Origin of the sequence: Dellaglioa algida, assembly GCF_030127605.1 — a bacterium.
GTDB lineage: Bacteria > Bacillota > Bacilli > Lactobacillales > Lactobacillaceae > Dellaglioa > Dellaglioa algida.
The window spans coordinates 89,360-112,802 of the sequence record NZ_JANXLE010000001.1 but is presented as its reverse complement, the minus strand read 5'-3'; the positions used below and the strand labels follow the sequence as shown (position 1 = coordinate 112,802).

Sequence of the window (23,443 nt, the reverse complement as noted above, 5' to 3'; positions counted from 1 at the left end):
TGTTCATTGAAAAGAACTTTGACTGTAACTTCAAAATACAAAGGAGATTATAATTATGAAAGATTTTCAATTTAAGAATACAACTGACATCCGTTTTGGTTCTAACCGTATTGAAACAGAATTACATGATGCAGTTGCACAGTTTGGCCCAAATGTACTATTAACATATGGTGGTGGGTCAATTAAGCGTTCAGGTTTATATGATTCTGTAAAGAAAATTTTGAGTGATTTAAATATCATTGAATTGGCTGGAATCGAACCAAACCCTAAGATTAATTCAGTTCGCGAAGGACAAAAATTAGCTAAAGAAAATAAAATTGATGTTGTTTTAGCCGTTGGTGGTGGATCTGTTGTCGATGCTTCTAAAGTAATTGCTTCATCAGCATTTTACGAAGGCGATCCTTGGGATTTAGTACTCGATTCAACAAAACGATTTAAACTTGATCAATTACCACTTATTGATATCTTAACATTATCAGCTACTGGGACAGAAATGAATGCCGGATCAGTTATTTCAAATCCAGAAACAAATGATAAGTTGGGGACTTATGGTCCTAATACGCCTGCTGTATCATTCTTAGATCCAGCTTTAACAATGAGCGTTTCTAAATGGCAAACTGCGGCGGGGTCAATTGATATATTCTCTCATTTAACAGAACAATATTTTGATAAAGAAAAAAATAATGATGTATCAGATGGTATGATTGAAGGTATTATGCGTACCGTTATTAAATGGGCACCAATTGCCGTTGCAGAACCTGATAATTATGACGCGCGTGCTAACTTAATGTGGTCGTCAACGATGGCATTAAATGGTATCGTACGATTAGGTTATCAAGATGGTTGGACGTCACACCCAATTGAACATGAATTGTCAGCTTATTATGATATTACACATGGTGTTGGATTAGGTATCATAACACCCCGATGGATGAAATTTGTTTTATCTGCTGAAACAGTTGCTAAATTTGCAAAATTTGGCAGAAATGTTTGGCATATTCAAAACGATAACGACCAAGTAGTAGCTGATATTGCTATTCAAGCAGTTTATGATTGGGTTAAATCATTAGGCGTACCAACAACATTACCAGGTGTTGATATTAATGACGATACTAACTTTAAGGTGATGGCTGAATCAGCTGTTAAGGTTGGCCAATTAGATAGCGCCGTTTACGTTGATATGTCGGTTAACGATGTTGTTGACTTATATAAGGCAACAATGACAACAGACGGATTCGAATAAATGATTAATATTACACTTTAGCATCCAAAATTTTGGATGCTTTTTTGTTTACTAAGGTTTAAATTTGTTTTCCGGAATAAACTTCAGTATGCTAAATAGTAAGGGTATACAAATCGATAATGAGAAGAGGTATTTATGATAAATAAGATAAAACCGCATTTAATACAATTTTTATTCATGCTGATAGGGCTAGAAATCATTGCAATAAGCATTAATTTCTTCTTTGCACCACAAAAAGTTGCAGTTGGTGGCGCAACGGGTATTGCTATTCTTTTAGAAACAGCTTTTAACTGGAATGTTTCTGTCGTTTTATTGAGTATTAATGTTGCGTTACTGATTTTAGCTTATTTTATGTTGGATCGTTCAACTACTAAAAAAATAATGATGGGAAGTTTCATTTTACCGTTATTTTTAGCTATTACGCCTCAAATAAATGTTGTTGAAGATAGATTGTTAGCCGTTATTGTTGGTGGTGCAGTTTTTGCGGTAGGGATTTCAATTCTTTATCGAATTGATGCATCTAGCGGTGGGACAACTGTTCCCCCCATGATATTAAAAAAATATTTTAACATTAAACCAGCATCTAGTTTATTAGTTATTGATGCAATTGTGTGTATTTTCAATATATTTGTTTCGGGTATAGAAGCTTTTATTTTAGCTATTTTTTCTTTAGTTATTACTTACTTTATTATGAACTATATTGAAACGGGACTAGACCGAAAAAAAGTCTTATATGTGATGAGTACCGAAGTAGGATTGAATAAATTGAAAGAAGACATTAATGCCAACGTAGATAGAGGATTCACAATCTTTGATGCTAAAGGTGGATACTCGGGCGAAGATAAGGAAATGTTGATGATTATTGTTGAAAATCAAAACTATCAACAAATGCTGAATAAAGTGCATGAGATTGACCCGAATGCATTTATTATCGTATATAATATTGCAGAAGTTCATGGTGCTAACTTATCCGGAATTGAATAGGAGCTTTTAATATGTATTTAATGAATTGGGTTAATGGTACAGAACGATACTGGCTGGGAATGACCAGCCAGGGGTTAAGTTTTGTCGGGTCGCCTAATGGCCTAAAGAGTGAGATTAATAAATTCTATCCAGAAACCGAGTTTGAAGAAAATGATCGTTATTTTCAACCTGTAATTGACGAATTACAAGCTTATTTGGCCGGCGATTTACAAGTGTTCACGGGACCTATCGATTTCAGTTCGAGTGGAACCAAACTACAGAACGAAGTCTGGAAACAACTCCAATTGATTCCATATGGGGAAACAAGAACATATGTTGAGTTGGCGGTATCAGTCGGGAAACCAAAAGTCATTCGGGCGGTGGCAACTGCGGTTGGACGTAATCCAGTTTTAATAGTCGTTCCCTGTCATCGCGTTATAAGAAAAGATGGTAGTTTGGGCGGATATCGTGGTGGCATTCAAATGAAAGAACGATTGTTGAAGATAGAACATAAATAAAAACCACCATTATCAAGAACGATAATGGTGGAAAAAAGTAGGGATAATTAACTTCGGGGGAGAAGTTGGTTATCTTATTTAATTTGTTCGGGGAAACAAATTAAAAGTTATCAATTAAGGTATGAATAGATAATAACAAGTAGTTGTGAAGAAAATATGACGTTAAAAAGAAAAAATACCACTACTTATTAAGTAGTGGTATGAAAATACTAATCTATTCGAGACTCTGGGGGGAGTAGGTTAGATCTAAATGAAACATTTAAACTAAAATGACCGTATTTTATAGTAGAATTAAGTTAAACATAAATTAGCTTTATGCCTATATCAATAGTATACAGGTTTATTTATGAAAATATACTGATGTGACAACTTTGTTAGTTTATAATTTATTTTGCAAGATACGTCAGTTAAAAAGTTACTTTTTAAGGTTTTAAATTGAACTTTTCAAATAATCTAGAAATCATTGAAAATAAAAAACCGTTATTACCGGGTATGGTAATAACGGAAAGGAGTAGGAGTAATTAAAATCCGGGGAGAAATTAATTATCAGTTAGTTAGTTTAATTTGGGGAACAAATTAAGGTTTAAAAGTTATTTATTTAAGGTATAAACAGATAATAACAGGTAAATATGAAGAAAGTATGACCAAAATAAGTTGAAATTAAATTTATATGGGATGTAATCAATATTTTTAAACAAAAAAACGACACTATAACGTAAGTTACAGTGTCGAAAAGGGTAAAACAGTCAAAATCAATTGGGGGATTGATTTTGATATTCAGACCTTGGGGGAGGTACTGAATGAGTTTTATTGATTAGGTTACTTATCCAATATAACAATTGTTTATCTAAAATGCAAGAGCTAAATTAAATAAAAAATTATTCATACCAATTTAGTTCATTTCGCGGTAACATATAAATAGCATTAAAATTAAAAATTGACCTTTTTAACGATCTGGGTAAATGGTCAAATGAGGCTGGGGATTTTTTTATGTATATGGAAGACTTTTTAGATAAGCAAGAAAGAATTTCTAATCAAATATTGGAACTGCTTCAAACACATGGTGGATATTTAAGCAAAAAGAAGTTAACAGAACTATTAGAAATATCTGGTAACTCACTTCGCATTTATTTGAAAAATATTGAGACAAGGTTTGAAAAAGTTGTCGAATCTGGACATGTTTTTTTTGAAGTGGAAGCAAACAATGTAAGGTTTAGCGTTGATGGGACAACGAATTTATCTAATATTAGTAATGATTTTTTAATGGATTCATACAAATATAAGATAATTATGTATTTATACATGAATGAAACATTGAATTTAATTGATCTCGAGAACGAATTACATATTAGTGGCTCATCAATAACAAGGCGAATTAAAGAATTAAACGAAATATTAGCAGAATTTAATTTAAAAATTAAAAATCGCCGATTGGTTGGAACTAAAATCCAATTAAATTATTTTTATTACTTGTTTTTCATTAGGGTGATGCCTTTTACGGATCGCACCGAACTCCTATCCAGAAGTAAAACAATTAGCGCCTATACAGATGTTTTAAATAAACAATATGATTTAGGTTGGGGCGACGACGAGAAACTTAGCGTTTTTTTATGGCTCAAAATTCTTATTCGTTTGAACTCGTACAAGGAACAACGCGAAGAATCTTTAACACCAGTTTCCCGTGAGTTGATTAAAAATAATCCCGCATACGGTAAAGTCAAAATAAGCTTTTTTAGGTTCTTGAAAAAATATGCACTTTCTTTTGTAGAAGAAGATGCAATTGGGTTGTACTATTTTTTAATTGGATTTAATTTAATTAAAAATGATTCAGAATGATATGTACAAATTAAAGACGTAGATATTGATAAAAAAACACCAATTCATGTTGCCATTAATCTTTTTTGGAGAGATATCGAGAAGTATACATACTTTAAAAATGATGTAAAAATTAATTACACACTATTTAATTTATACAGTAAATTGGCCATCTTCAAGGGCGAGAGTTTTATTTATAATCGAACAATCACTGAATTTAATCGAAAATCATTAGAACGAGAAGATTTTGCGCAAATTATTCAGAAACTATTAACCGCTTATCAATCTGTTGCACAGTTTAATGGATTGAATTCTCCGGATAATTTGTATTATTTGCAAAACCAGTATCTATATATTTTGAATATCTTAAACTTTGAATTTGACGATGTCTTAAAAATAGGATTATTAATTAACCGTGATCCAATTATGGAAAAATTAACTAAGATTATTATGGAACGTCTTTTGCATGGCATTTTGAACGTTCAGGTAGAAAGTTATCAAAAAGATGAGACGTATGATTTAATCGTGACGAATAGAATGGGCGTTAGTCAGGGACAATTCGAATCACCATTGTATGTCATGTCGGAGATTGGGGTTAGTTCTGACGAGGCAATCGCTGATGTTATAAATGAAATATTAGAAATTGATAAAGATAAAAAAATAAACACGCAAAGTTTGGAGAGGGAATCACGATGAAATATGTCATTATTGGTGGTACACATGCAGGTATCTCTGCCGCCAGAACAATTTTAAAAGCAAACGCGCAGGCTGATGTCCTTATTGTAGAAATGAAGGAAAATGTCAGCTATATCTCGTCCGGAATCAATTTATTCTTTGACGGAACGGTTGATGATTTAGCCGATGCAAGTTATGCAACACCTGATTTGTTGAAGTCCGAGGGGGTTAAGTTAATGCTCGGTTCTGAGGTCTTGAACGTTAACACGCAAGATAAACGCTTGTACGTTGTTAGTGGGGACGAACAATATAGTTATGTTGACTATGATAAATTAATTCTGGCGAATGGTTCAAAAGTTGTTAAACCAAGGATAAAAGGAATTGATAATGAAAATGTCGTTCTTTATAAAGATTTGGAAGAATCAAAACGTGCTGTAGAACGGTTAAATTCAGCGGGTAAACGTATTTTGATTGTAGGAGCCGGCCTAGCTGGTTTAGCTCTAGCTAGCTCAATTTATGAAGGACGAAAAGGTAAAGACGTTGACATCACAATGGTTGAAGCGATGGAAGGTATTTTAACGCACTACGTTGATCAAGAAATTAGTAGTCGATTAATTAACGACCTGAAGAAAAAAGGCGTAAAATTTATTTTACGAAATGATGTCCATGCTATCAACGTTGATAATAATGATAAGGTCATCAGTGTTTCAACAACCGATCAGGAGATCGATTGCGATTTGGTCGTTTTCTCCGTGGGATTGAAACCAAATAATGATTTTTTAAGAGGCGTAATTGATCTTAATCAGAATAATACAATCAAGATTGACGATTACATGCATACGAGTGATGAACATATCTATGCTGCGGGAGATAACGTTGAGTTTAGACAGACAGTTAGTCAACATAGAAGTTATCAACCGCTCGTTAATAACGCCGTTAAAGGTGCTATTGTAGCTGCATATAACTGCACAGGGTTGTTTAAACCAATCAAAGTTGAAACAACTCAAGGTACGACGGGAACGAAGTTATTTGGCCATTATATCGCAACTACAGGTATTACCGAGGAAAATGCGCCATATATTGGATTAAATGTTTTATCGAGCACAATTGAAGAAGAAATTGAATATAATTATGTGAAAAACAATTCTAAAATTGTTGTTAAAGTCATCTATGAAAAGGATACTGAAGTTATTGTTGGTGCACAAATTTATTCAGAAAATAATATTTTGGATACCATTAATGTGATGTCTGTGGCCATTAACATGCGAATGACAATGGCTAAATTGGCTACAATGGATTTTTATTTTAATCCAGCTTATAATAAAGCCTTAAATTCTTTAAATGAAGTAGCGCTGTCTAGGACGATAAAACCTTGTCGTATAAGCAAATAGAACGAAAACAGTCAATAATTGTGAGTTAGCACTCAAATATTGACTCTTTTTATTTAATTTTATATGGCATAATAAGTCTTGTAAATAAATGATTTCTGGAGTTTATTGATTAGGACACAGAATATTGATAAGAAGATTTAGTGTGGGGACGCTTATTTTCTGAAAATGGTCTACTTAATGCAAATTAAGTAGCTTTTTTTTTGCCTAAAAATAAATTGGTATAGATGTTTATTTGCATTTTGAACTTGTGAAAACGCTATATTTAGGCGACTTTAATCCTTTTTTGGTTTTATTTGAATTTTTTTGGTCTAACAGGTATGATAGATTTCATAAGATAAAAAGGGGATAAATTATGAAAAGTTATTTACAAAGAATGGGACGTTCACTTATGTTGCCAATCGCAGTTTTACCGGCAGCAGCGTTATTAGTTGGAATTGGGAATTGGTTACCGCAAAATTGGTTTGCGGCAACATTTATGCAGGCAGGCGGAAATGCTATTTTAGGCAATCTGGCGCTCTTATTCGCTGCTGGACTTGCATTGGGAATGTCAGTTAATAAAGATGGAGCTGCCGCATTGGCAGGGGTTGTAGCATTTGAAATACCCGTTAAAATGTTGGAACCAACTTCGGTTGCAATGTTGTTGGGAATAAAAGTTACCGATGTTAATCCGGCGTTTAGTTCTATTAGCGGTAACGTCTTTATTGGTATTATTGCGGGATTAATCGCGGCCGCAATGTACAATCGTTTTCACAGCGTAAAACTACCGATGGCTATTTCCTTTTTTAGTGGGAAACGACTAGTACCAATTATGTCTGCTTTAGTCATGATTTTTGTAACATTAGCATTATTATTTGTATGGCCGTTGGTTTATGCGTGGTTAGTCGCGTTCGGTAAGTTCATGGTTGGTCTCGGTTGGGCAGGTGCCGGACTATATGGGTTCTTTAATCGTCTATTAATTCCGACGGGGCTACATCAAGCTTTAAATTCAGTGTTTTGGTTTGATGTTGCTAAAATTAACGATATTGGAAATTTTTGGAGTAATACAGGAGTCAAAGGAACAACTGGTATGTACATGGCAGGATTCTTTCCCATCATGATGTTTGGGTTACCAGCTGGGGCATACGCTATCTACAAAAATGCTTTACCAGAACGAAAAAAAGAAGTTGGATCATTGATGTTAGCGGGCGCATTTGCGTCATTCTTTACTGGTGTAAGTGAACCATTAGAATTTTCATTTATGTTTGTTGCATGGCCTTTATATGTGATTCATGCAGCGTTAACGGGCTTATCTTTAGCGTTTGCCGCATTTATGCATTGGACCGCCGGATTTACATTTAGTGCCGGTCTGGTTGATTACGTCCTGAGTGTACGTGTGCCCATGGCTAATTTACCATTGATGTTATTAGTGCAGGGTGTTGTTATGGCTATTATCTATTACACATTATTTAATTTTGCAATCAAAAAATTTAATTTAATGACTCCGGGACGAGAACCCATCTCTGACGATGTTCAATTATCATCAGAATTAGGTGACGATAAATATACAAGACAGGCTCAAATTGTTTATGCTGCGTTGGGTGGCAAAGATAATTTAACGGTCGTTGATAACTGTACGACGCGTCTCCGATTACAGGTTAAAGATACTGGTCTTGTTAATGAAGCCGCGCTTAAATCATCAGGTGCTGCCGGATTTAAAGTTATTGATAAAACAAACATTCAAGTCGTGATTGGGACAGAGGTTCAATTTGTTGCAGATGAGCTGGGTAAATTGTATGAAGGAAAAGCTGAGGCAATCGCGCTTAGCAACGAGGACCTTCAAGAAAATATTGATAAATTGGACGATACAGCTAATCTAGTTGCACCCGGTTCATTTGGACGTGAGGAATTCTATACAGTCTCAAACGGTCAATTAATGAGCATATCAGACGTAAAAGATACAACTTTTGCTGAGAAAATGTTGGGCGATGGTTATGCCGTGGAACCGACTGACGGTGAAATTTATACGCCGGTTGCCGGTAAAGTAATGAGCATATTCCCTACCAAACATGCCGTTAGTATTTTAACTGAAACGGGAATAGAAGTATTGCTGCACATGGGGATTGACACTGTCCAACTCGAGGGGAAACCCTTTGAAGTGGTTGTTTCAGAAGGTGAAAGTGTTGGAAAAGGCAGCTTAATTGCGCGCGTTGACTTGGATGCAATTAAAGATGCCGGTAAAGAAACAACAATGATGGTTGTTTTCACAAATATGGATAAAGTCGCAGACATAACATTTGAGCATTTGAATGAAGTGGTCAAAGCTAATGAAGTTTCAGCGATTGTTCAAACAAAATAAGGGTAGTTAAAAGCAGATTGGTACGTCCAATCTGCTTTTTTGGTATAGCTAATCGTCTGGCTCAGGTAAGCGTATCTGATAATAGATATAGTTTTAAAATTAATAATTGGTATTGTTTAAATAGCGTGGTATAGTGTTTGTAAGCGCATTACAAAATTAAGGGAGGACATTCGAATGAATTCCTACTATGCAACATTGTTGGAAAAAAGATATCCAACAAAACAAAGTATCGTTACTGAAATTATTAATCTGGAAGCCATTCTTAATTTACCAAAAGGGACGGAACATTTTGTTAGCGATATTCATGGTGAATATAATGCTTTTCAACATGTTTTAAGAAATGGTTCTGGGAATGTCAAACAGAAGATTAAAGAAACGTTTAATGGTCGTCTAACTGAAGCCAATATACAAGATTTTGCAATTTTAATTTACTATCCTGAAGAAAAATTGATAGCCAAAAAGCAACAAATGACTTCGAAATCCGAATTAGATCAATGGTACCTAGATACGATTGGTAGGATGCTTGAGTTATTACAAAAAACGGCCACAAAATACTCCCGATCGAAGGTCAGAAAAGCAATATCACCTGATTTTTTATATATAACGGAAGAATTATTATATAGTAATTCAAATGAATTAGATCAAAGGGATTACTATAATCGGATTATTGAAAATCTGATTGACTTAAATCAGGCTGAAGCCTTTTTAACTGTGACTGCATATACCATCCAACGCTTAGTTGTTGATCACTTACACGTGATTGGTGACATTTTTGATCGTGGTCCTAACCCAGATAAAATCATGAAAACCTTGATGGATTATCACTCAGTTGATATCCAGTGGGGGAATCATGATATTTTATGGTTAGGTGGTGTAGCCGGTTCACCTCTATGCATTGCTAATCTGCTAAGAATTTGTGCAAGGTATAATAATTTAGCTATTGTTGAAGATGCTTATGGTATAAACTTACGACACTTAGCCTCATTTGCAGATAAAATTTATCAAGATAATCCGGCATTTTCGCCAAAAGTTAACTCAGCTCAAGAAGAAATTACAGAAGATGAACGGCTTTTGATGACTAAAATGCACCAAGCAATGGCGATTATTCAATTTAAATTAGAAGGACAAATTATTCAAAGACGCCCCGATTTTGATATGGATAATCGGGCCATATTGGATAAAATTATAAATGACGGAACAGAAATCGATATTGATGGTAATCGTTATTCGTTGCAAGATACTTGTTTCCAGACGGTTGATTGGACCAATCCGTATGAATTAACGGCCGATGAAGCAGAAATAATGGATAAATTAGTCCAATCATTTATCCACGCGACTAAATTACGGGAACATTTAGATTTTATGATGAGGCGCGGTAGTATGTTCAAACGATATAACGGTAATTTACTAGTTCACGGTTGTATCCCGGTGATGCCAAACGGCGAACTTGAGAGCTTTGATCTAAAAGGTAAATCATATGCCGGTCCGGAGTTGTTACTGTTTTTTGAAGATAATTTACGGAAAAGTTATGCGGAGCCAAAAAAATCAACTGACCTTGAGACGGATTTACTTTGGTATCTTTGGCAAGGACCAAAGTCGCCGTTGTTCGGTAAACATGCGATGAAAACATTTGAACGTTACTTCATAGATAATAAAGAGGTTCAAATAGAAATACCAAATGCCTACTATAAATTACGCCACAATGAAGATTTTTGTCGTCATTTATTAGAAGAATTTGAACTTAATCCGGATAATGGAAAAATAATTAATGGGCATACGCCCGTTAAACGTGGACATGAACCAGTTATGGCTAACAAAAAAATGATTGTTATTGATGGTGGATTTTCTAAAGCGTATCAAGCAACCACTGGGATTGGGGGATACACACTGCTCTCAAATTCATATGGGCTACAATTAGTTGCGCATCAACCCTTTACATCTATGTGGGATTCAATTGAAAATGGAACAGATATTATTTCTGTGAAACGCATTATTGATAGTGAAGTTAGTAGACAAACCATTGCTGAGACAGACGTGGGCCAAGAACTAGCCGCACGGGTTGTAGAATTAAAAAAATATTTACGGAGCAAATAAAAAAATCTTACTTACCAGTAAGATTTTTTTTGTTTAATGCAAGTTTTTCGGCAAGATCTTCACTAGCACTCATCCGAATATAAGCAATGAAATGATAGATAATACCGGCTACAAGAAGAAATCCAGATAACCAAATATTAACAAACGATAAGGCAATTGATGTCCCATAAATGGCCATTGAACCAAGCGGATCAAAGCGAATCGATTGGTAATATGATTCTGGTTTTGCTTTTGATTTTAAATAAGAATGCTGGTTAACATAAAAATAAATCAGTAAAAATGTTCCCGAGATAAACAGTGCAACCAAATCGTAAAAAATGAACGCCGTACGGATATCTGGCGTATTACCGGATGCCAAAACGGCTGATATTAACGTCATTGGATAATTAATTAATGTAATTGAAAAGAGCATCAGTAAATTTAAAATATTTAAGCCTCTATCGGTAATCTTCAATCCAGCAATATAATCATGATGGAATAACCACAAGGTACCCACGTACAAGTATGAAATGAGATACGTCCCAAATATTGGCCATTGGTTAAGTACTTCATTGAATAAATGTCCTGGTTTAAAATTATCTATGTGAAATTCAAGTACCATAATTGTAATTAAAATTGAAAAAACACCATCGCTAAAGGCCTGTACGCGGTCGAGTTTCATAGTAAAGCCCCCTAAAAATCGGTTCGGAATAAGTAACTTTATAATAGCGTTACAGTAACGGTTTTGCAACTAAATAGGGACCTCTATAGACAATTTAAGATTAGTGTGTAAATAGGGTGGGGTTGCGTTATAATCAAGGTAAGCGTTTTCTTGTTTTTCGTTAATAAGTAGGGAGTTGTGGATAATTTGGGAGATCGAAAAAATGATATTGCTAACCTTTTAAAAAATAAAGGAACGGTAATGAATGCGACACAAATTGCGGATGAGCTTGAGTGTAACCGCGCAAATGTCAGTCGTTATTTGAATGATTTGTACAAAAATGGTGATGTTACTAAGAGCGAGGGACGACCTGTCTTGTATCAATGGTCGTCAGTTGAAGAAAAAGAGATACGGCAGAAAAAGATTAATGATAAAAGTGTAAAAGAAATGAGCTTCAAAAAATTAATTGGCTCGGATGATTCGTTAAAAGTCATGATTCAACAGGCGGAAGCGGCTATTTTGTACCCACCAAGAGGGTTACACACTATTATTTTTGGTGAAACTGGAACTGGGAAATCCTTGTTTGCTGAATGTATGTATCAATTTGCGTTGGAGTCAGAAATGGTTAAAGGGGATGCACCGTTCATTCGATTTAACTGTGCGGATTATGCAAATAATCCACAATTACTTTTTGCACATATATTTGGTGTGAAAAAGGGGGCGTATACGGGCGCTGATCAAGATAAACAGGGACTAATAGAAAAAGCTGATGGTGGTATTTTATTTTTAGATGAAATACATCGATTACCTCCTGAGGGACAAGAGATGCTCTTTACCTTTATTGATAAAGGGTTTTATCGACCTTTGGGTGAATCATCAATCACTAAAGAGGCCAGCGTCCAGATTATTGGCGCAACAACTGAGACGTCTGAAAACTTTTTAAGTACGTTCAATCGTCGAATTCCGATGGCAATTACTTTACCGCCTATCTCAAAACGGACAATTGATGAACGTTACGGAATGGTTATGAACTTCTTTGAACAAGAAGTTGGGCGGTTAAATCAGGATATTATTGTTGTATGAACCAGAGGCGAATATTGGCCAAATTCAACGGGATATTAAAGTTGTTTGTGCGAAGGCTTTTTTGTATTTCAGAACGCATGATGCAACGTCATTATATATTCGATTAAAGGACCTCCCATTAAATGTTCAAAAAGGGCGTTTAGAAGGTAAATCAAAATATAAAAAAATCGATGTTTTAATGGATCGCCTAGCAAAAAGAACAAATGAAAAGAATACACAGGTTGTTACGTTTAAAAATAATGAGACGGTTGAAAAGAATGACCAAAAACCAACTGTCTATGAAACGATTGATAAAAAGGTCAGTGAAACCGATCAACAAAATTTAAAGTCATTAAATCTTAAAATGTTAATTGATTCGGATAATAAGGGTTATTTCAAAGATTATATTGAACAATTATCTGGTGAGGGCGTCCGTAAAGAATTATTACCAGATGATGTTTGGGCAGTTACCAATGAAGTTTACGATTTGGCCCAAAATAAATTGGGTCAAAAGTATAATGAAAGCGCGCGTTTTGCTTTTGGATTACATCTGGTTAGCGCGATCGAACGCATTAGAAAAAATGTTGCAATCGTGCATCCCGACCTAAATAACTTACGCCAAAAAAACCCAAAGGCATTTCGTGTGGCTTTGGAGATGGCCGATAGAATTGAACATGAGTTTGATATTGAGATTCCATTAGATGAAATTGGATTTATAACAATGTTTTTAAGTACCGACTTAAGCGAAAAAAAACAACAAAATGAAATTAAGGTCGGTATCATTGTATTAATGCATGGCGCATCAACTGCTTCTTCAATGTTACAAACGGCTCAGGAATTACTGGGAACAACAAAAGGAAAGGCAATTAATATGCCACTGGATGTGAATGTCTCAGAAATTTATGATCAAGTTCGGGATTACGTATTAGACAGTCAAGAACAGTTGAAAAAAGGACTACTCCTTTTAACGGATATGGGCTCGTTAACCAGTTTCGCTTCAATGTTAGGTGAAGAAACGGGAATTAATATTCGAGCGGTTTCAATGACCAGTACGCTGGTCGTCCTTGAATCGTTAAGAATTGCGATTGCTGGACGTGAACTAGAAGATATCTACGCGAACGCGCAACATATTTTTGAATCATCCGTTAAGGAACAATTTTTCCATATGCGTCCTAGAAAAAAAGCGGTTATCGTTGCTTGTTTCACTGGTGAAGGGGTCGCAGCCAGATTGTATGATCGAATTGTACCAATTGTAAATGAAGATGAAGTAAAAGTTATCCGAATGCAGTATTTAGAAAAAGATGCTTTTAAAAAACATATAAACACATTAATGCGGGATTACGATGTGAAGGCGATTGTTGGAACCGTTGAAGTTTCTTATCAAAGAGTGCCATTTTTCTCAGCTCTTGATATCTTCAATGATGAAACATTACAAGTCTTACAACGAATGCTATCTGATAGTGATTTAACACAGGAAACGATTACAGCGTTAGAGGGCAGCATTAACTCTGTTAATTCGGTACCTGATTTAATTCATACTATTCAAACAATGATTATTAAAATTCAATCGGATTTACAGATTGTTCTCGATCCTGAAATTATTGTGGGTATTATGATGCATTTAGCTTTCCTAGTAGATTCAAGACTAAAAGATCAACCGATTAAACCGTTTGATAACATTCAAGAATTTTCAGCTGAAAAACATTTACAGATGGAAATTGTTAAAACAGCACTGATTATTGTCGAAAAAATGTATAATATTACGATTTCAGATGATGAAGTTGCCTATATTGTCCAAATATTTATGGGTAATACATTGAATAAAATCAGTGTGTAGTCACAAACCACAGTGTGTAAGTAAAATAAAAGGTCTTAGAAAACGCTTTCGGTAAGCGTTTTCTAAGACCTTTTATTTTTGGCACGGAACTTGCGTATATAAGAGTATAAATAGAAAAAGGAGTGGTAAATTATGAAAACAATTATGTTAGTTTGTTCAGCAGGGATGAGTACAAGTTTACTAGTATCAAAAATGCAAAAAGCAGCAGCAGCAGAAAATTACGATTCAGAAATTTTTGCGGTTGGTGCTTCAGAAGCAGATTCAATGCTTGAATCAAAACCAGTTGATGTTTTGATGTTAGGCCCACAAGTTCGTTTTATGAAAGACGAATTTGAGAAAAAAGTTGCCGATAAAGATATTCCGGTAGAAGTCATCAACATGCAAGATTATGGCATGATGAACGGCGAAAAAGTACTCGCAACAGCTAAAACATTACTTAAATAAAAAAGGGTGGTCACAATTATGAATGAAAATGATGCACAAATGCAAACAATCATGGGGTTGATTGTGAATGGCGGAAACGCTAAGAGTGATTCTATGGAAGCAATCCATGCCGCAAAAAAAGGTGATTTTGAGACGGCGGCTGCTAAATTAGCCGATGCCGATAAATCATTAATTGAGGCGCATCATTCTCAAACAGCAATGTTAACGCAAGAAGCCTCAGGGGATCCGGTACCAGTTAGTTTATTAATGGTCCATGGACAAGACCATTTAATGAATGCAATTACATTCAGAGACTTAGCCGGTGAGGTAGTGGACATGTACAAAAAGATCGGGTAAGTATCAGAATTTAAGGAGGAACTACTCATGGATAAATTTATAAAATGGATGGATATTCACTTCATCCCAGTAGCTTCAAAAATAGGCGCACAGAGACATTTAATAGCAATTCGAGATGCTTTCGTTGTTATCATGCCTCTTATGATTTTGGGTGCCTTAGGAACATTGGTTAATAACCTTCCTATCCCCGGATTTACAAATTTCATGGATGGACTATTTCCTAAAATAGTTAATGAAGCTCCAATTTGGAAAAGTTTAGGTGGCGGTGTTTGGAATGCAAGTTTTGGTATTATGTCATTATTCATTGCATTCTTAGTCGCTCATAACGTTGCAAAATCATACGGTAAAGATGGTATGGCTGCTGGTACAGTATCAGTTGCTTCATTCTTTGCACTTGGCGGCTTACAATTAGCTGGTATGACTTCAACAGGATTATTCGTAGCACTTCTTGTTGCGTTAATTTCAGGAGAATTATTCCAACGTTTAAGTGGTAACAAACGCTTAATTATCAACATGCCTGATGGTGTTCCACCTGCTGTAGCAAAAGCATTCGCATCATTATTTCCAGCAATGATTGTTGTCACAATCTTTGCCTTTATTAATACATTATTCCAAGGATTCGGCGTAACTGATATTATTGCATCATTCTACAAACTTGTTCAAGAACCATTCATGGGCTTGGCAAACTCATATCCATCAGCATTATTATTAGCATTCATCGCACCATTCTTATGGTTCTTTGGATTGCATGGTGCTAATATGATTGATCCACTAATGCAAACAATTAACGCACCTGCTATTGCAGCTAACGTTAAAGCACTTAGTGAAGGTAAAGCAATTCCATTTATTGTTAACAAACCATTCTTTGATTCATTCGTTAACTTAGGTGGAACTGGTGCAACAATTGGTTTAATTATTGCCATTTTCATCGTTGGTCGTAAAAACAAACCTTACAAAATGATTAGTTCATTGTCAGCAGCTCCTGGAATCTTTAACATTAACGAACCAATGATGTTTGGATTACCAATTGTGTTGAACCCAATCATGTTTGTACCATTTATCCTAACACCAATGGTACTTGTGACTGTTGCCTATGTGGCAACTGCCACCGGAATTGTGCCAGCAGCCACGGTAATGCCCCCTTGGGTTACACCACCAATTATTGGCGGAATCTTGGCAACTAAGAGTATGGCAGGTGGTGTTTTAGCCGCAGTCAATGTGGTTATCTCTGCATTAATCTATGCACCATTTGTTATCTTAGCAACAAAAGAAGTCGAAAAAGCTGAAGAAGAAGCTTTGGACAACAAATAAAATAAAAAGCAAATCTCTTTACGTAATTTATGTAGAGGGATTTTGTGCTAAATAAAGGAGTTTACTATGGCTAAATATGAATTTCCAAAAGATTTCTGGTGGGGTTCCGCTGCGAGTGGCCCACAATCTGAAGGACGCGTTGCGGGCGATGGCAAAGCTGATAATATCTGGGATGCTTGGTATCAAACGGCTCCCGAAAAGTTTTTTAATCAAGTTGGTCCGGAAAAAACATCGATGGTTTATCAAAAGTACCAAGAAGATATCTCTCTGATGAAACAAACTGGCCATAATTCATATCGAACTTCAATTCAATGGTCACGATTAATTCCGAACCCATTTACAGGGGAAGTCAATCCAGAAGCCGTTACCTTTTATAATCATTTAATTGATGATTTAATTGCCGCCGGAATCGAACCGTTTATTAATTTGTATCATTTCGATATGCCGATGGTATTACAAGAAAATGGTGGTTGGCTAAATCGTGAAGTAGTTGATCTATATACCGATTATGCGGAAACGTGTTTTAAATTATTTGGTGATCGGGTTAAGAAATGGTTTACTCAAAATGAACCAATTGTTCCCGTCGAAGGTGGTTATTTATATGGGTGGCACTTACCCGATGAACGGAATTTAAAGCATGGTGTCCAAGTGGCTTATCATGAGGCTTTAGCAAGTGCTAAAGCGGTCGAAAAGTATCATGCACTTAATTTAGGTGGCACGATTGGGATTATTTTAAACTTAATGCCCACGTATCCTAAGGATAATACAAATTCGGCAGATGTTAAGGCAGCTAAATTCGTAGATGGTTTCTTTAACCGTTCATTTTTAGATCCCGCAATTAAAGGGACATTTCCAAGTGATATCGTTGATTGGTTAGGTGAGTATGACTTAATGCCAACCTATCACCAAAGTGATTTAGCTATCATTAAAGAAAATACGATTGATTTATTAGGTGTAAACTATTATCAACCAAGACGAGCGGCAGCAAAAGAAATTCAAGTTGAACCAGAAGGCGAAAATGGGTGGATGCCTGAAGACTTCTATACGGTATATGATATGCCGGGGAAAAAAGTGAACCCGTATCGTGGTTGGGAAATATATGAAAAAGGCATTTATGATGCGCTGATTAATATTAAAGATAATTACGGTAATATTGATTGCTTTATCTCTGAAAATGGGATGGGCGTTGAAGACGAAGCTAGATTTATTAACGCTGATGGTCAAATCAATGATGATTATCGAATTGAATTTATTCAAGACCATCTGAAATGGGTGCATAAGGCGCTTGAAGAAGGCAGTAATGTTCATGGTTACCATATGTGGACGTGTATGGATAATTGGTCATGGTTGAACGCCTATAAGAATCGCTATGGATTTATTAGCGTTGATTTGGATAATGAGGCTAAACGGACAATTAAAAAGAGTGGGTACTGGTTTAAAGAAATGACAGAACAAAATGGATTTAGCGACTAAAATGTGGAGGCACTGACTTATGGAAATGGAAATAAAATTAAAAATGCCGGCGACTTATTTGTTTGATCAGATTATGGAATCCGTATTATATGATATTCATACACAAACGGGTCGTAAGTTGAAGAGAAACCAATTAGAGGATTTTGAATTCACAAAAAACTTCTCAAAAACGCAAACAGCTGCGCTAAAAGTAACTAAAATTGTTGAGAATGAAAGCTATCATTTTCAAACTGAGAATAACCGTAACAAGTTTGAAGTGGAATATGAAATTACCGCGGTTGACGCCGACCATTGCTTGTTAAGTTATAAAGAATCAATGACTTCTAAGGGTAAGATGCAGCAAATGAATGACGTCTTTATGAGTATGATGATGAGTTTCTTCAAAAAGAGAAATTTTAAAAAAATGATGAAACAAATTGAAGGTAAGTACGCAACGAGCTGACGAAAAATATAATCTGAGGCCATAATCTAAATTTTTCGTCAGCGCTAGTGTTGGTGGAAACTAATAGGAGTTCTAATCATCCAGTGGTTAGGGCTCTTTATTGTATGGATATTCTGATAAAAAGGAGATAAACATGGGATCAAGAATCATGCACTATGCGATAGCGAATAATATTTTTAGTAAAGCTAATCTTGGAGAAGAATTCTTAATTGGGAGTATTGCACCTGATGTAAATAAAAGCTCAAAGACTCCTAAAGAATTAACTCATTTTATGAAAATAAAATCAGATGGTGAGCATGAGATGTTTCCCGATATATTTTTGAATAAATATAGTCAAACGTTAAGTCCATTCAAACTAGGGTATTATTTACATTTAATTTCTGATGATATATGGTTGAAAACGATATATCAAAAGGACATTATTGAAAATAAAAATGAGTCTAAAGAACAAGCCCTAAAGAAATTTTATGCAGATTTTCATTACTTTAATAGCAGACTTATAGAAAAATACAAATTAAAACCTTTAGAGTATAGCCCCGCGATAATGACGGGCGTTACTGAAATAGTAGATAATGATATTTCCGAGGTAATTAATGATTTAAATAAGGACTTTTTAGATAGTAATCAAATAAGGTCCCAGTTGATTTCGGACAAAGATATTGATGAATATATTAAAATATGTACAGAAAAATTCATGAAGTTTCTTATTGAAAATAAACTGAATTAATTTTTTTATAAAAATGATAACCATTGTCGATGACCATTAAATTAATCCAAATAAAAAGAATCTTACTAAAAAGTAAGATTCTTTTTATTTTAGAACAATAGTTTCTATTTGTTTGTTATTTTTTAATCTAAAACTTCAATACCGATACCAATAACGCCGGGTCCAGCATGAACGCCGAGAGCGGGGGAAACATCCCCGAAATAGATATGTTCAGCATTTGGATAATTTTCTTTTAATTCTTTTAGCATGCTTTCAGCCAAAGGTTTATTATTGCCATAGGCAACAGCTAAATCAAAATGTTCAGTTTCGCCAATTTTATCATCAACTAGTGATAAAAATTTCTTTAAGGCAGCTTTTTCGCCACGAGCTTTTGCAACAGGGTAGTAGATACCATTTTCGTCACATGAAATAATAGGTTTAATATTTAAAAGATTGCCCATGATACCAGAAACGCGTCCGATACGACCACCAACTTGAAGATAATGCAACGTTGGTAAGTAGAAGAAAACACTACTTTCATCGACGGCTAATTGAACTTTGGTAACAATTTCGCCAAAGTCATTACCCTCTTTGATTAAGTTTGCCGCAAAAATCCCAGCTAAACCGCCACCAATACCAACACTCTTTGTATCAATAACCTCAACTTTTAGTGGTGACGTTTTTGCGAATGTTTTAATCGCGTTATAGGTACCAGAAAGCCCACTTGAAATAGTTGTTGAAATAACATGCGTGTAACCATCAGCTTTAATTTGTTCAAAAATATCTTGAATCGAACCACCTGAAGGCGTTGCCGTTGTTGGAATTTCAGTTTCCATTCGTTCGTAAACCTCTTCCGGTGAAATAGAAATCCGGTCTAAATAGGTTGTATCACTAAATGTAATTAAGATGGGCACCATATAGATATGTTCCTGTTCCATAAATTCCTTAGGAATATCAGCCCCTGAATCGACTAATATTGCAATTTTTTCTTCTTTCATGATTTAGTTGCCTCCTTCATAAGCATAACTAATTTTTCACTAATAATATGATTTATAACAGCACTAGCGGCTGTTCGTTGTTCTAATTCGATAATCGTTGTCTCAATTGTAACCGGTTTTAAGTTAGTGTCAAAGGTTAATGACTTAATTTGCTCATTAAAAATTAAAGCAAAATTCATATATGCATCTTCAGCTGAATTATCAACTAAAAGTTGGTCAATACCATTCTTAATGACGGTTAACGGAAAAGCGGATTTTAAAATTGTAATGACAACGATTGCTGCTAAATGTTCTTTACGGTATCTTTTTTTGATTGGTTTAAACATAACTTCTTTTTTTACATAATTATTAACCATCGTAGCGGTTACGGGTGCTAAATTCAGTGGTTCCAGATATTGATTCACGAGTTTTATAGATTGATCCATGTATAAATCCAATTCTGGAAAATCTTGCCAAGTTGGTAATGTGATCTTCTTTAAGCTATCTAACCAATTTAAAAAAGATTCTGGTACTTTTTGACCCAATAGATAACCCCCTTAACGTAATGACTTTATAATATCATTTACACCTAGTATTGTAAACTAGATTTAATTGTTTTTAGAAGTATATGAAAAAGATGATGTCTATATAAGAATAAAAGTTGTACACTGTAATGGTATTTAATAATGAGAAGGAGTGAATTATTTATGATGGAACAAGCATGTACAACAATTCTAGTTGGAAAAAAGGCCACAATTGATGGTTCAACAATGATTGCCAGAAACGATGATACGTTTTTGCCTATTACACCACAACGATTCTTGATGTACCCTGCGGTAGCAGGACGTCATGAAACATTAACTTCGAATAAAAATGGGTTTACCGCACCATTACCAGAAAAAGGGTACCGTTGGACGGCAACGCCTAACGTTGAAGTAGCTAGTAAAGGTGTCTTTGATGAGAGTAGTATTAATGAAAAAAATGTTGCAATGAGCGCTACAGAAAGTGTTTATGCAAATGAACGTGTTTTGGCCTATGATCCTTTAATTAAAAACGGATTGGCAGAGGATTCATTACAAACAATGGTTGCGCCTTATATTGAATCAGCAAAACATGGTGTTCAGTACTTGGGTAATCTGATTACAAAATACGGTTCACCAGAAGGAAACGGCGTTTTATTTAGTGATAAAAATGACGTTTGGTACATGGAAATCGTTACTGGGCATCATTGGATTGCGCAACGTATTCCAGATGATGCGTACGCAGTTGCAGCTAATCAAGTTGCGATTCAAGAAATTGATTTTAATGATGCTGATAATTTTATGTGGTCGGACGGTATTCGCGAATACGTTGAGGAACATCATTTGAACCCAGATAAAACGGGTTGGAATTTCCGTCATATCTTTGGGACAGACACAGAAAAAGACCGTCACTACAACACGCCTCGTGTTTGGTACGGTCAACGTTGTTTAACACCCGAGATTGCGCAAGAACCAACTTCAAGTGAGTTACCATTTATTTGTTACGCAAGTAAAAAAATTAGTGTTGAGGATGTAACTGCCGTTTTAGGCTCACATTATAATGAAACGCAGTATGATCCATTTGGTCATGGTGCTGATGAAGATCGGTTACGTTTCCGACCTATTTCAATGAACAGAACGCAAAATGCACATGTTCTTCAATTAAGAAATGACGTTGACGATGCGCATTCTGCTTTAATGTGGATTTGTTTAGGCGTTCCAGCATTTGCACCATTTGTGCCGTTCTACACAAATGCTACAGATACGGATCCAAGTTATAGTGAAACACCATTAACATTGGATATGACGAGTGCTTACTGGATGTATCGAACGGTTTCGATGTTGACAGAGTCACATTATGCACAGTTTGTGCAAGAAGATGTGGATTACTTAAAGGCTTGCCGTCAACAATTGAAGACGATGGTTGCCGATATTGATGCTGCCTCTGAAAATATGAGTGGGGACGACTTAACGGCCTATTTGACGAAACAGAATTACGCGATTGTGGCAGAAATGCGTGAAAGAACAATGGCAATGATTGGTCAATTTATTACTGAAGGCTTAACGTTATCTAAATTAACCTTTAATATGGATGCTAATTTATAAAAATAAATCACAAAAAAAGTAGCGCATTAATTTGCGCTACTTTTTTCGATTATTTACTTGTTTATTTCCTCAATATTACCCTTAGCGTCTTTTTCAACTTGCATATCTGAAATTGAAATGTAACCTAACTTTTTAATTAAGCTATTTTGAATTTTTTCTGATTGAATATAACTAATAAATTTAGCCGTTGCATATTTTGGTGATCCCTTAGTGTACATATGTTCATAAGACCAAATTTTCCAATTGTTATTTTCAACATTTTTTGATGTTGGCTGTACTTTATCAATAGATAGCGCCTGAACGTTGTCATTTAAGTATGAGAAAGCTAAATAACTGATGGCGCCTGGTGTTGAAGCAACCATTTTTTGAACCGTCCCGTTTGAGTCCTGTTCTTGCGTTTGTTTAGCGGTTTGTTTTGGAAGAATAATACTATCAAATACTGTACGGGTACCTGAACCAGAAGCACGGTTAATCACAACGATTTCTTGATCGGCACCGCCTAATGCTTTCCAGTTTGTAACCTTACCTAAGAAAATATCAGCCAGTTGTGATTTTGAGAGATTAGTGACTTTTGTTTCCTTATTAACAACTGGTGCAATACCTACGACGGCAACTTTGTGATCAACAATTTTTTTGGCATCGACGCCGTCTTTTTGTTCCGCGAAGATATCTGAGTTACCAACTGTGACGGCTCCCGTTGACACTTGGCTTAAACCAGTTCCTGAACCGCCACCCTGTACCCCAATTGTTAAACCTGAATGATCATCTTGATAGGTTTCAGCCGCTTTTTCGACTAAAGGTTGTAAGGCAGTTGATCCAACGATTGTAATTTTACCCGTGATTTTTGATGTATCACCTGATGATGAGGATTTACCACACCCCGCTAATAATAGAAGACCCATTGCGACTACTGAAATAAGTGCTGTTTTTTTTCTCATGACTAATTTCTCCTTTTATTTTACGCCCGTATTTAAGAACACCTTTATAGTATCAAGTAATTGTTATCGTTCTGTATGAATCATGTAATGATTTGTACCAGTAATTGTAAAGAATAG

19 protein-coding genes and 1 pseudogene are annotated in these 23,443 nt (G+C 35.3%); 16 read left to right on the top strand and 4 right to left on the bottom strand.

Translation table 11 applies throughout. The features are described from left to right. Positions 1-55: 55 nt before the first annotated feature. The 8 genes from N0K73_RS00495 to N0K73_RS00460 all read left to right on the top strand — a co-directional run bounded on the left by N0K73_RS00495 (position 56) and on the right by N0K73_RS00460 (position 11,034). On the top strand, positions 56-1,243 hold the full coding sequence (locus N0K73_RS00495) for an iron-containing alcohol dehydrogenase (protein WP_112250831.1): 1,188 nt from the start codon (positions 56-58) through the stop codon (positions 1,241-1,243). Between the two features lie 135 nt (positions 1,244-1,378). Next, positions 1,379-2,227, top strand: a complete 849-nt coding sequence (locus N0K73_RS00490; RefSeq protein WP_112250829.1) for a YitT family protein — start codon at positions 1,379-1,381, stop codon at positions 2,225-2,227. A gap of 11 nt (positions 2,228-2,238) precedes the next feature. After that, positions 2,239-2,724, top strand: coding sequence for a methylated-DNA--[protein]-cysteine S-methyltransferase (locus N0K73_RS00485; protein ID WP_112250827.1), 486 nt, complete (start codon positions 2,239-2,241; stop codon positions 2,722-2,724). A 990-nt stretch (positions 2,725-3,714) separates the two neighbouring features. Beyond that, complete coding sequence (locus tag N0K73_RS00480; RefSeq protein ID WP_112250825.1) at positions 3,715-4,560, top strand: helix-turn-helix domain-containing protein; 846 nt, start codon at positions 3,715-3,717, stop codon at positions 4,558-4,560. A gap of 144 nt (positions 4,561-4,704) precedes the next feature. Next, positions 4,705-5,235 carry a hypothetical protein gene (locus N0K73_RS00475; protein WP_284068589.1) on the top strand — a complete coding sequence of 177 codons (531 nt, stop codon included), beginning with the start codon at positions 4,705-4,707 and terminating at the stop codon, positions 5,233-5,235. Continuing rightward, positions 5,232-6,605, top strand: a complete 1,374-nt coding sequence (locus tag N0K73_RS00470) for an FAD-dependent oxidoreductase (protein ID WP_112250821.1) — start codon at positions 5,232-5,234, stop codon at positions 6,603-6,605. Before N0K73_RS00475 ends, N0K73_RS00470 begins: the two co-directional genes overlap by 4 nt. Positions 6,606-6,957: 352 nt before the next feature. Further along, on the top strand, positions 6,958-8,940 hold the full coding sequence (gene nagE, locus N0K73_RS00465) for an N-acetylglucosamine-specific PTS transporter subunit IIBC (protein ID WP_112250819.1): 1,983 nt from the start codon (positions 6,958-6,960) through the stop codon (positions 8,938-8,940). Positions 8,941-9,114: 174 nt separating this feature from the next. After that, positions 9,115-11,034, top strand: coding sequence for a fructose-1,6-bisphosphatase (locus N0K73_RS00460; protein WP_112250817.1), 1,920 nt, complete (start codon positions 9,115-9,117; stop codon positions 11,032-11,034). A 7-nt stretch (positions 11,035-11,041) separates the two neighbouring features. On the opposite strand, the gene N0K73_RS00455 is transcribed toward N0K73_RS00460, so the two are convergent. Further along, positions 11,042-11,695 carry a TMEM175 family protein gene (locus N0K73_RS00455; protein WP_057974027.1) on the bottom strand — a complete coding sequence of 218 codons (654 nt, stop codon included), beginning with the start codon at positions 11,693-11,695 and terminating at the stop codon, positions 11,042-11,044. A gap of 186 nt (positions 11,696-11,881) precedes the next feature. Here N0K73_RS00455 and N0K73_RS00450 point away from each other — a divergent pair. The 7 genes and pseudogenes from N0K73_RS00450 to N0K73_RS00420 all read left to right on the top strand — a co-directional run bounded on the left by N0K73_RS00450 (position 11,882) and on the right by N0K73_RS00420 (position 19,306). Further along, positions 11,882-14,573: pseudogene (locus N0K73_RS00450) on the top strand (sigma-54-dependent transcriptional regulator). Between the two features lie 132 nt (positions 14,574-14,705). Beyond that, positions 14,706-15,017 (top strand): PTS sugar transporter subunit IIB, encoded by a 312-nt coding sequence (locus N0K73_RS00445; RefSeq protein ID WP_057974026.1) that lies wholly within the window; start codon positions 14,706-14,708, stop codon positions 15,015-15,017. Positions 15,018-15,035: 18 nt separating this feature from the next. Continuing rightward, the gene (locus N0K73_RS00440; protein ID WP_057974025.1) at positions 15,036-15,353 is read left to right on the top strand and encodes a PTS lactose/cellobiose transporter subunit IIA; all 318 of its coding nucleotides are present in this window, start codon (positions 15,036-15,038) and stop codon (positions 15,351-15,353) included. Between the two features lie 27 nt (positions 15,354-15,380). Then, entirely contained in the window at positions 15,381-16,664 is a 1,284-nt protein-coding gene (locus N0K73_RS00435; protein ID WP_112250811.1) for a PTS sugar transporter subunit IIC, read from the top strand. 66 nt (positions 16,665-16,730) lie between these two features. Beyond that, on the top strand, positions 16,731-18,137 hold the full coding sequence (locus N0K73_RS00430) for a glycoside hydrolase family 1 protein (protein WP_112250809.1): 1,407 nt from the start codon (positions 16,731-16,733) through the stop codon (positions 18,135-18,137). A 19-nt stretch (positions 18,138-18,156) separates the two neighbouring features. Continuing rightward, the gene (locus tag N0K73_RS00425; protein ID WP_112250807.1) at positions 18,157-18,579 is read left to right on the top strand and encodes a DUF3284 domain-containing protein; all 423 of its coding nucleotides are present in this window, start codon (positions 18,157-18,159) and stop codon (positions 18,577-18,579) included. Positions 18,580-18,712: 133 nt separating this feature from the next. Further along, on the top strand, positions 18,713-19,306 hold the full coding sequence (locus tag N0K73_RS00420; protein WP_112250805.1) for a hypothetical protein: 594 nt from the start codon (positions 18,713-18,715) through the stop codon (positions 19,304-19,306). Between the two features lie 122 nt (positions 19,307-19,428). Here N0K73_RS00420 and N0K73_RS00415 read toward each other — a convergent pair whose 3' ends face one another. Beyond that, positions 19,429-20,283, bottom strand: a complete 855-nt coding sequence (locus N0K73_RS00415; RefSeq protein ID WP_057974021.1) for a DegV family protein — start codon at positions 20,281-20,283, stop codon at positions 19,429-19,431. Next, complete coding sequence (locus tag N0K73_RS00410; protein WP_146342664.1) at positions 20,280-20,807, bottom strand: DUF1836 domain-containing protein; 528 nt, start codon at positions 20,805-20,807, stop codon at positions 20,280-20,282. The genes N0K73_RS00415 and N0K73_RS00410 overlap by 4 nt, the downstream gene beginning before the upstream one ends. 162 nt (positions 20,808-20,969) lie before the next feature. Between N0K73_RS00410 and N0K73_RS00405 the strand changes: the two genes are divergently transcribed. Then, a complete protein-coding gene (locus N0K73_RS00405; protein ID WP_112250796.1) occupies positions 20,970-22,388 on the top strand; it encodes a C69 family dipeptidase in 1,419 nt (472 codons plus the stop codon). A 53-nt stretch (positions 22,389-22,441) separates the two neighbouring features. Here N0K73_RS00405 and N0K73_RS00400 read toward each other — a convergent pair whose 3' ends face one another. After that, the gene (locus tag N0K73_RS00400; protein ID WP_112250794.1) at positions 22,442-23,326 is read right to left on the bottom strand and encodes a phosphate ABC transporter substrate-binding protein PstS family protein; all 885 of its coding nucleotides are present in this window, start codon (positions 23,324-23,326) and stop codon (positions 22,442-22,444) included. Between the last annotated feature and the right edge of the window lie 117 nt (positions 23,327-23,443).

Bases quoted from the DNA above. Each gene is read 5' to 3' on its own strand.
- N0K73_RS00470 (WP_112250821.1), top strand. From the start codon at position 5,232: ATGAAATATGTCATTATTGGTGGTACACATGCAGGTATCTCTGCCGCC.
- N0K73_RS00480 (WP_112250825.1), top strand. From the start codon at position 3,715: ATGTATATGGAAGACTTTTTAGATAAGCAAGAAAGAATTTCTAATCAA.
- N0K73_RS00495 (WP_112250831.1), top strand. From the start codon at position 56: ATGAAAGATTTTCAATTTAAGAATACAACTGACATCCGTTTTGGTTCT.
- N0K73_RS00460 (WP_112250817.1), top strand. From the start codon at position 9,115: ATGAATTCCTACTATGCAACATTGTTGGAAAAAAGATATCCAACAAAA.
- N0K73_RS00405 (WP_112250796.1), top strand. From the start codon at position 20,970: ATGATGGAACAAGCATGTACAACAATTCTAGTTGGAAAAAAGGCCACA.
- N0K73_RS00420 (WP_112250805.1), top strand. From the start codon at position 18,713: ATGGGATCAAGAATCATGCACTATGCGATAGCGAATAATATTTTTAGT.
- N0K73_RS00445 (WP_057974026.1), top strand. From the start codon at position 14,706: ATGAAAACAATTATGTTAGTTTGTTCAGCAGGGATGAGTACAAGTTTA.
- N0K73_RS00425 (WP_112250807.1), top strand. From the start codon at position 18,157: ATGGAAATGGAAATAAAATTAAAAATGCCGGCGACTTATTTGTTTGAT.
- N0K73_RS00400 (WP_112250794.1), bottom strand. From the start codon at position 23,326: ATGAGAAAAAAAACAGCACTTATTTCAGTAGTCGCAATGGGTCTTCTA.
- N0K73_RS00415 (WP_057974021.1), bottom strand. From the start codon at position 20,283: ATGAAAGAAGAAAAAATTGCAATATTAGTCGATTCAGGGGCTGATATT.
- nagE (WP_112250819.1), top strand. From the start codon at position 6,958: ATGAAAAGTTATTTACAAAGAATGGGACGTTCACTTATGTTGCCAATC.
- N0K73_RS00440 (WP_057974025.1), top strand. From the start codon at position 15,036: ATGAATGAAAATGATGCACAAATGCAAACAATCATGGGGTTGATTGTG.
- N0K73_RS00490 (WP_112250829.1), top strand. From the start codon at position 1,379: ATGATAAATAAGATAAAACCGCATTTAATACAATTTTTATTCATGCTG.
- N0K73_RS00435 (WP_112250811.1), top strand. From the start codon at position 15,381: ATGGATAAATTTATAAAATGGATGGATATTCACTTCATCCCAGTAGCT.
- N0K73_RS00455 (WP_057974027.1), bottom strand. From the start codon at position 11,695: ATGAAACTCGACCGCGTACAGGCCTTTAGCGATGGTGTTTTTTCAATT.
- N0K73_RS00430 (WP_112250809.1), top strand. From the start codon at position 16,731: ATGGCTAAATATGAATTTCCAAAAGATTTCTGGTGGGGTTCCGCTGCG.
- N0K73_RS00485 (WP_112250827.1), top strand. From the start codon at position 2,239: ATGTATTTAATGAATTGGGTTAATGGTACAGAACGATACTGGCTGGGA.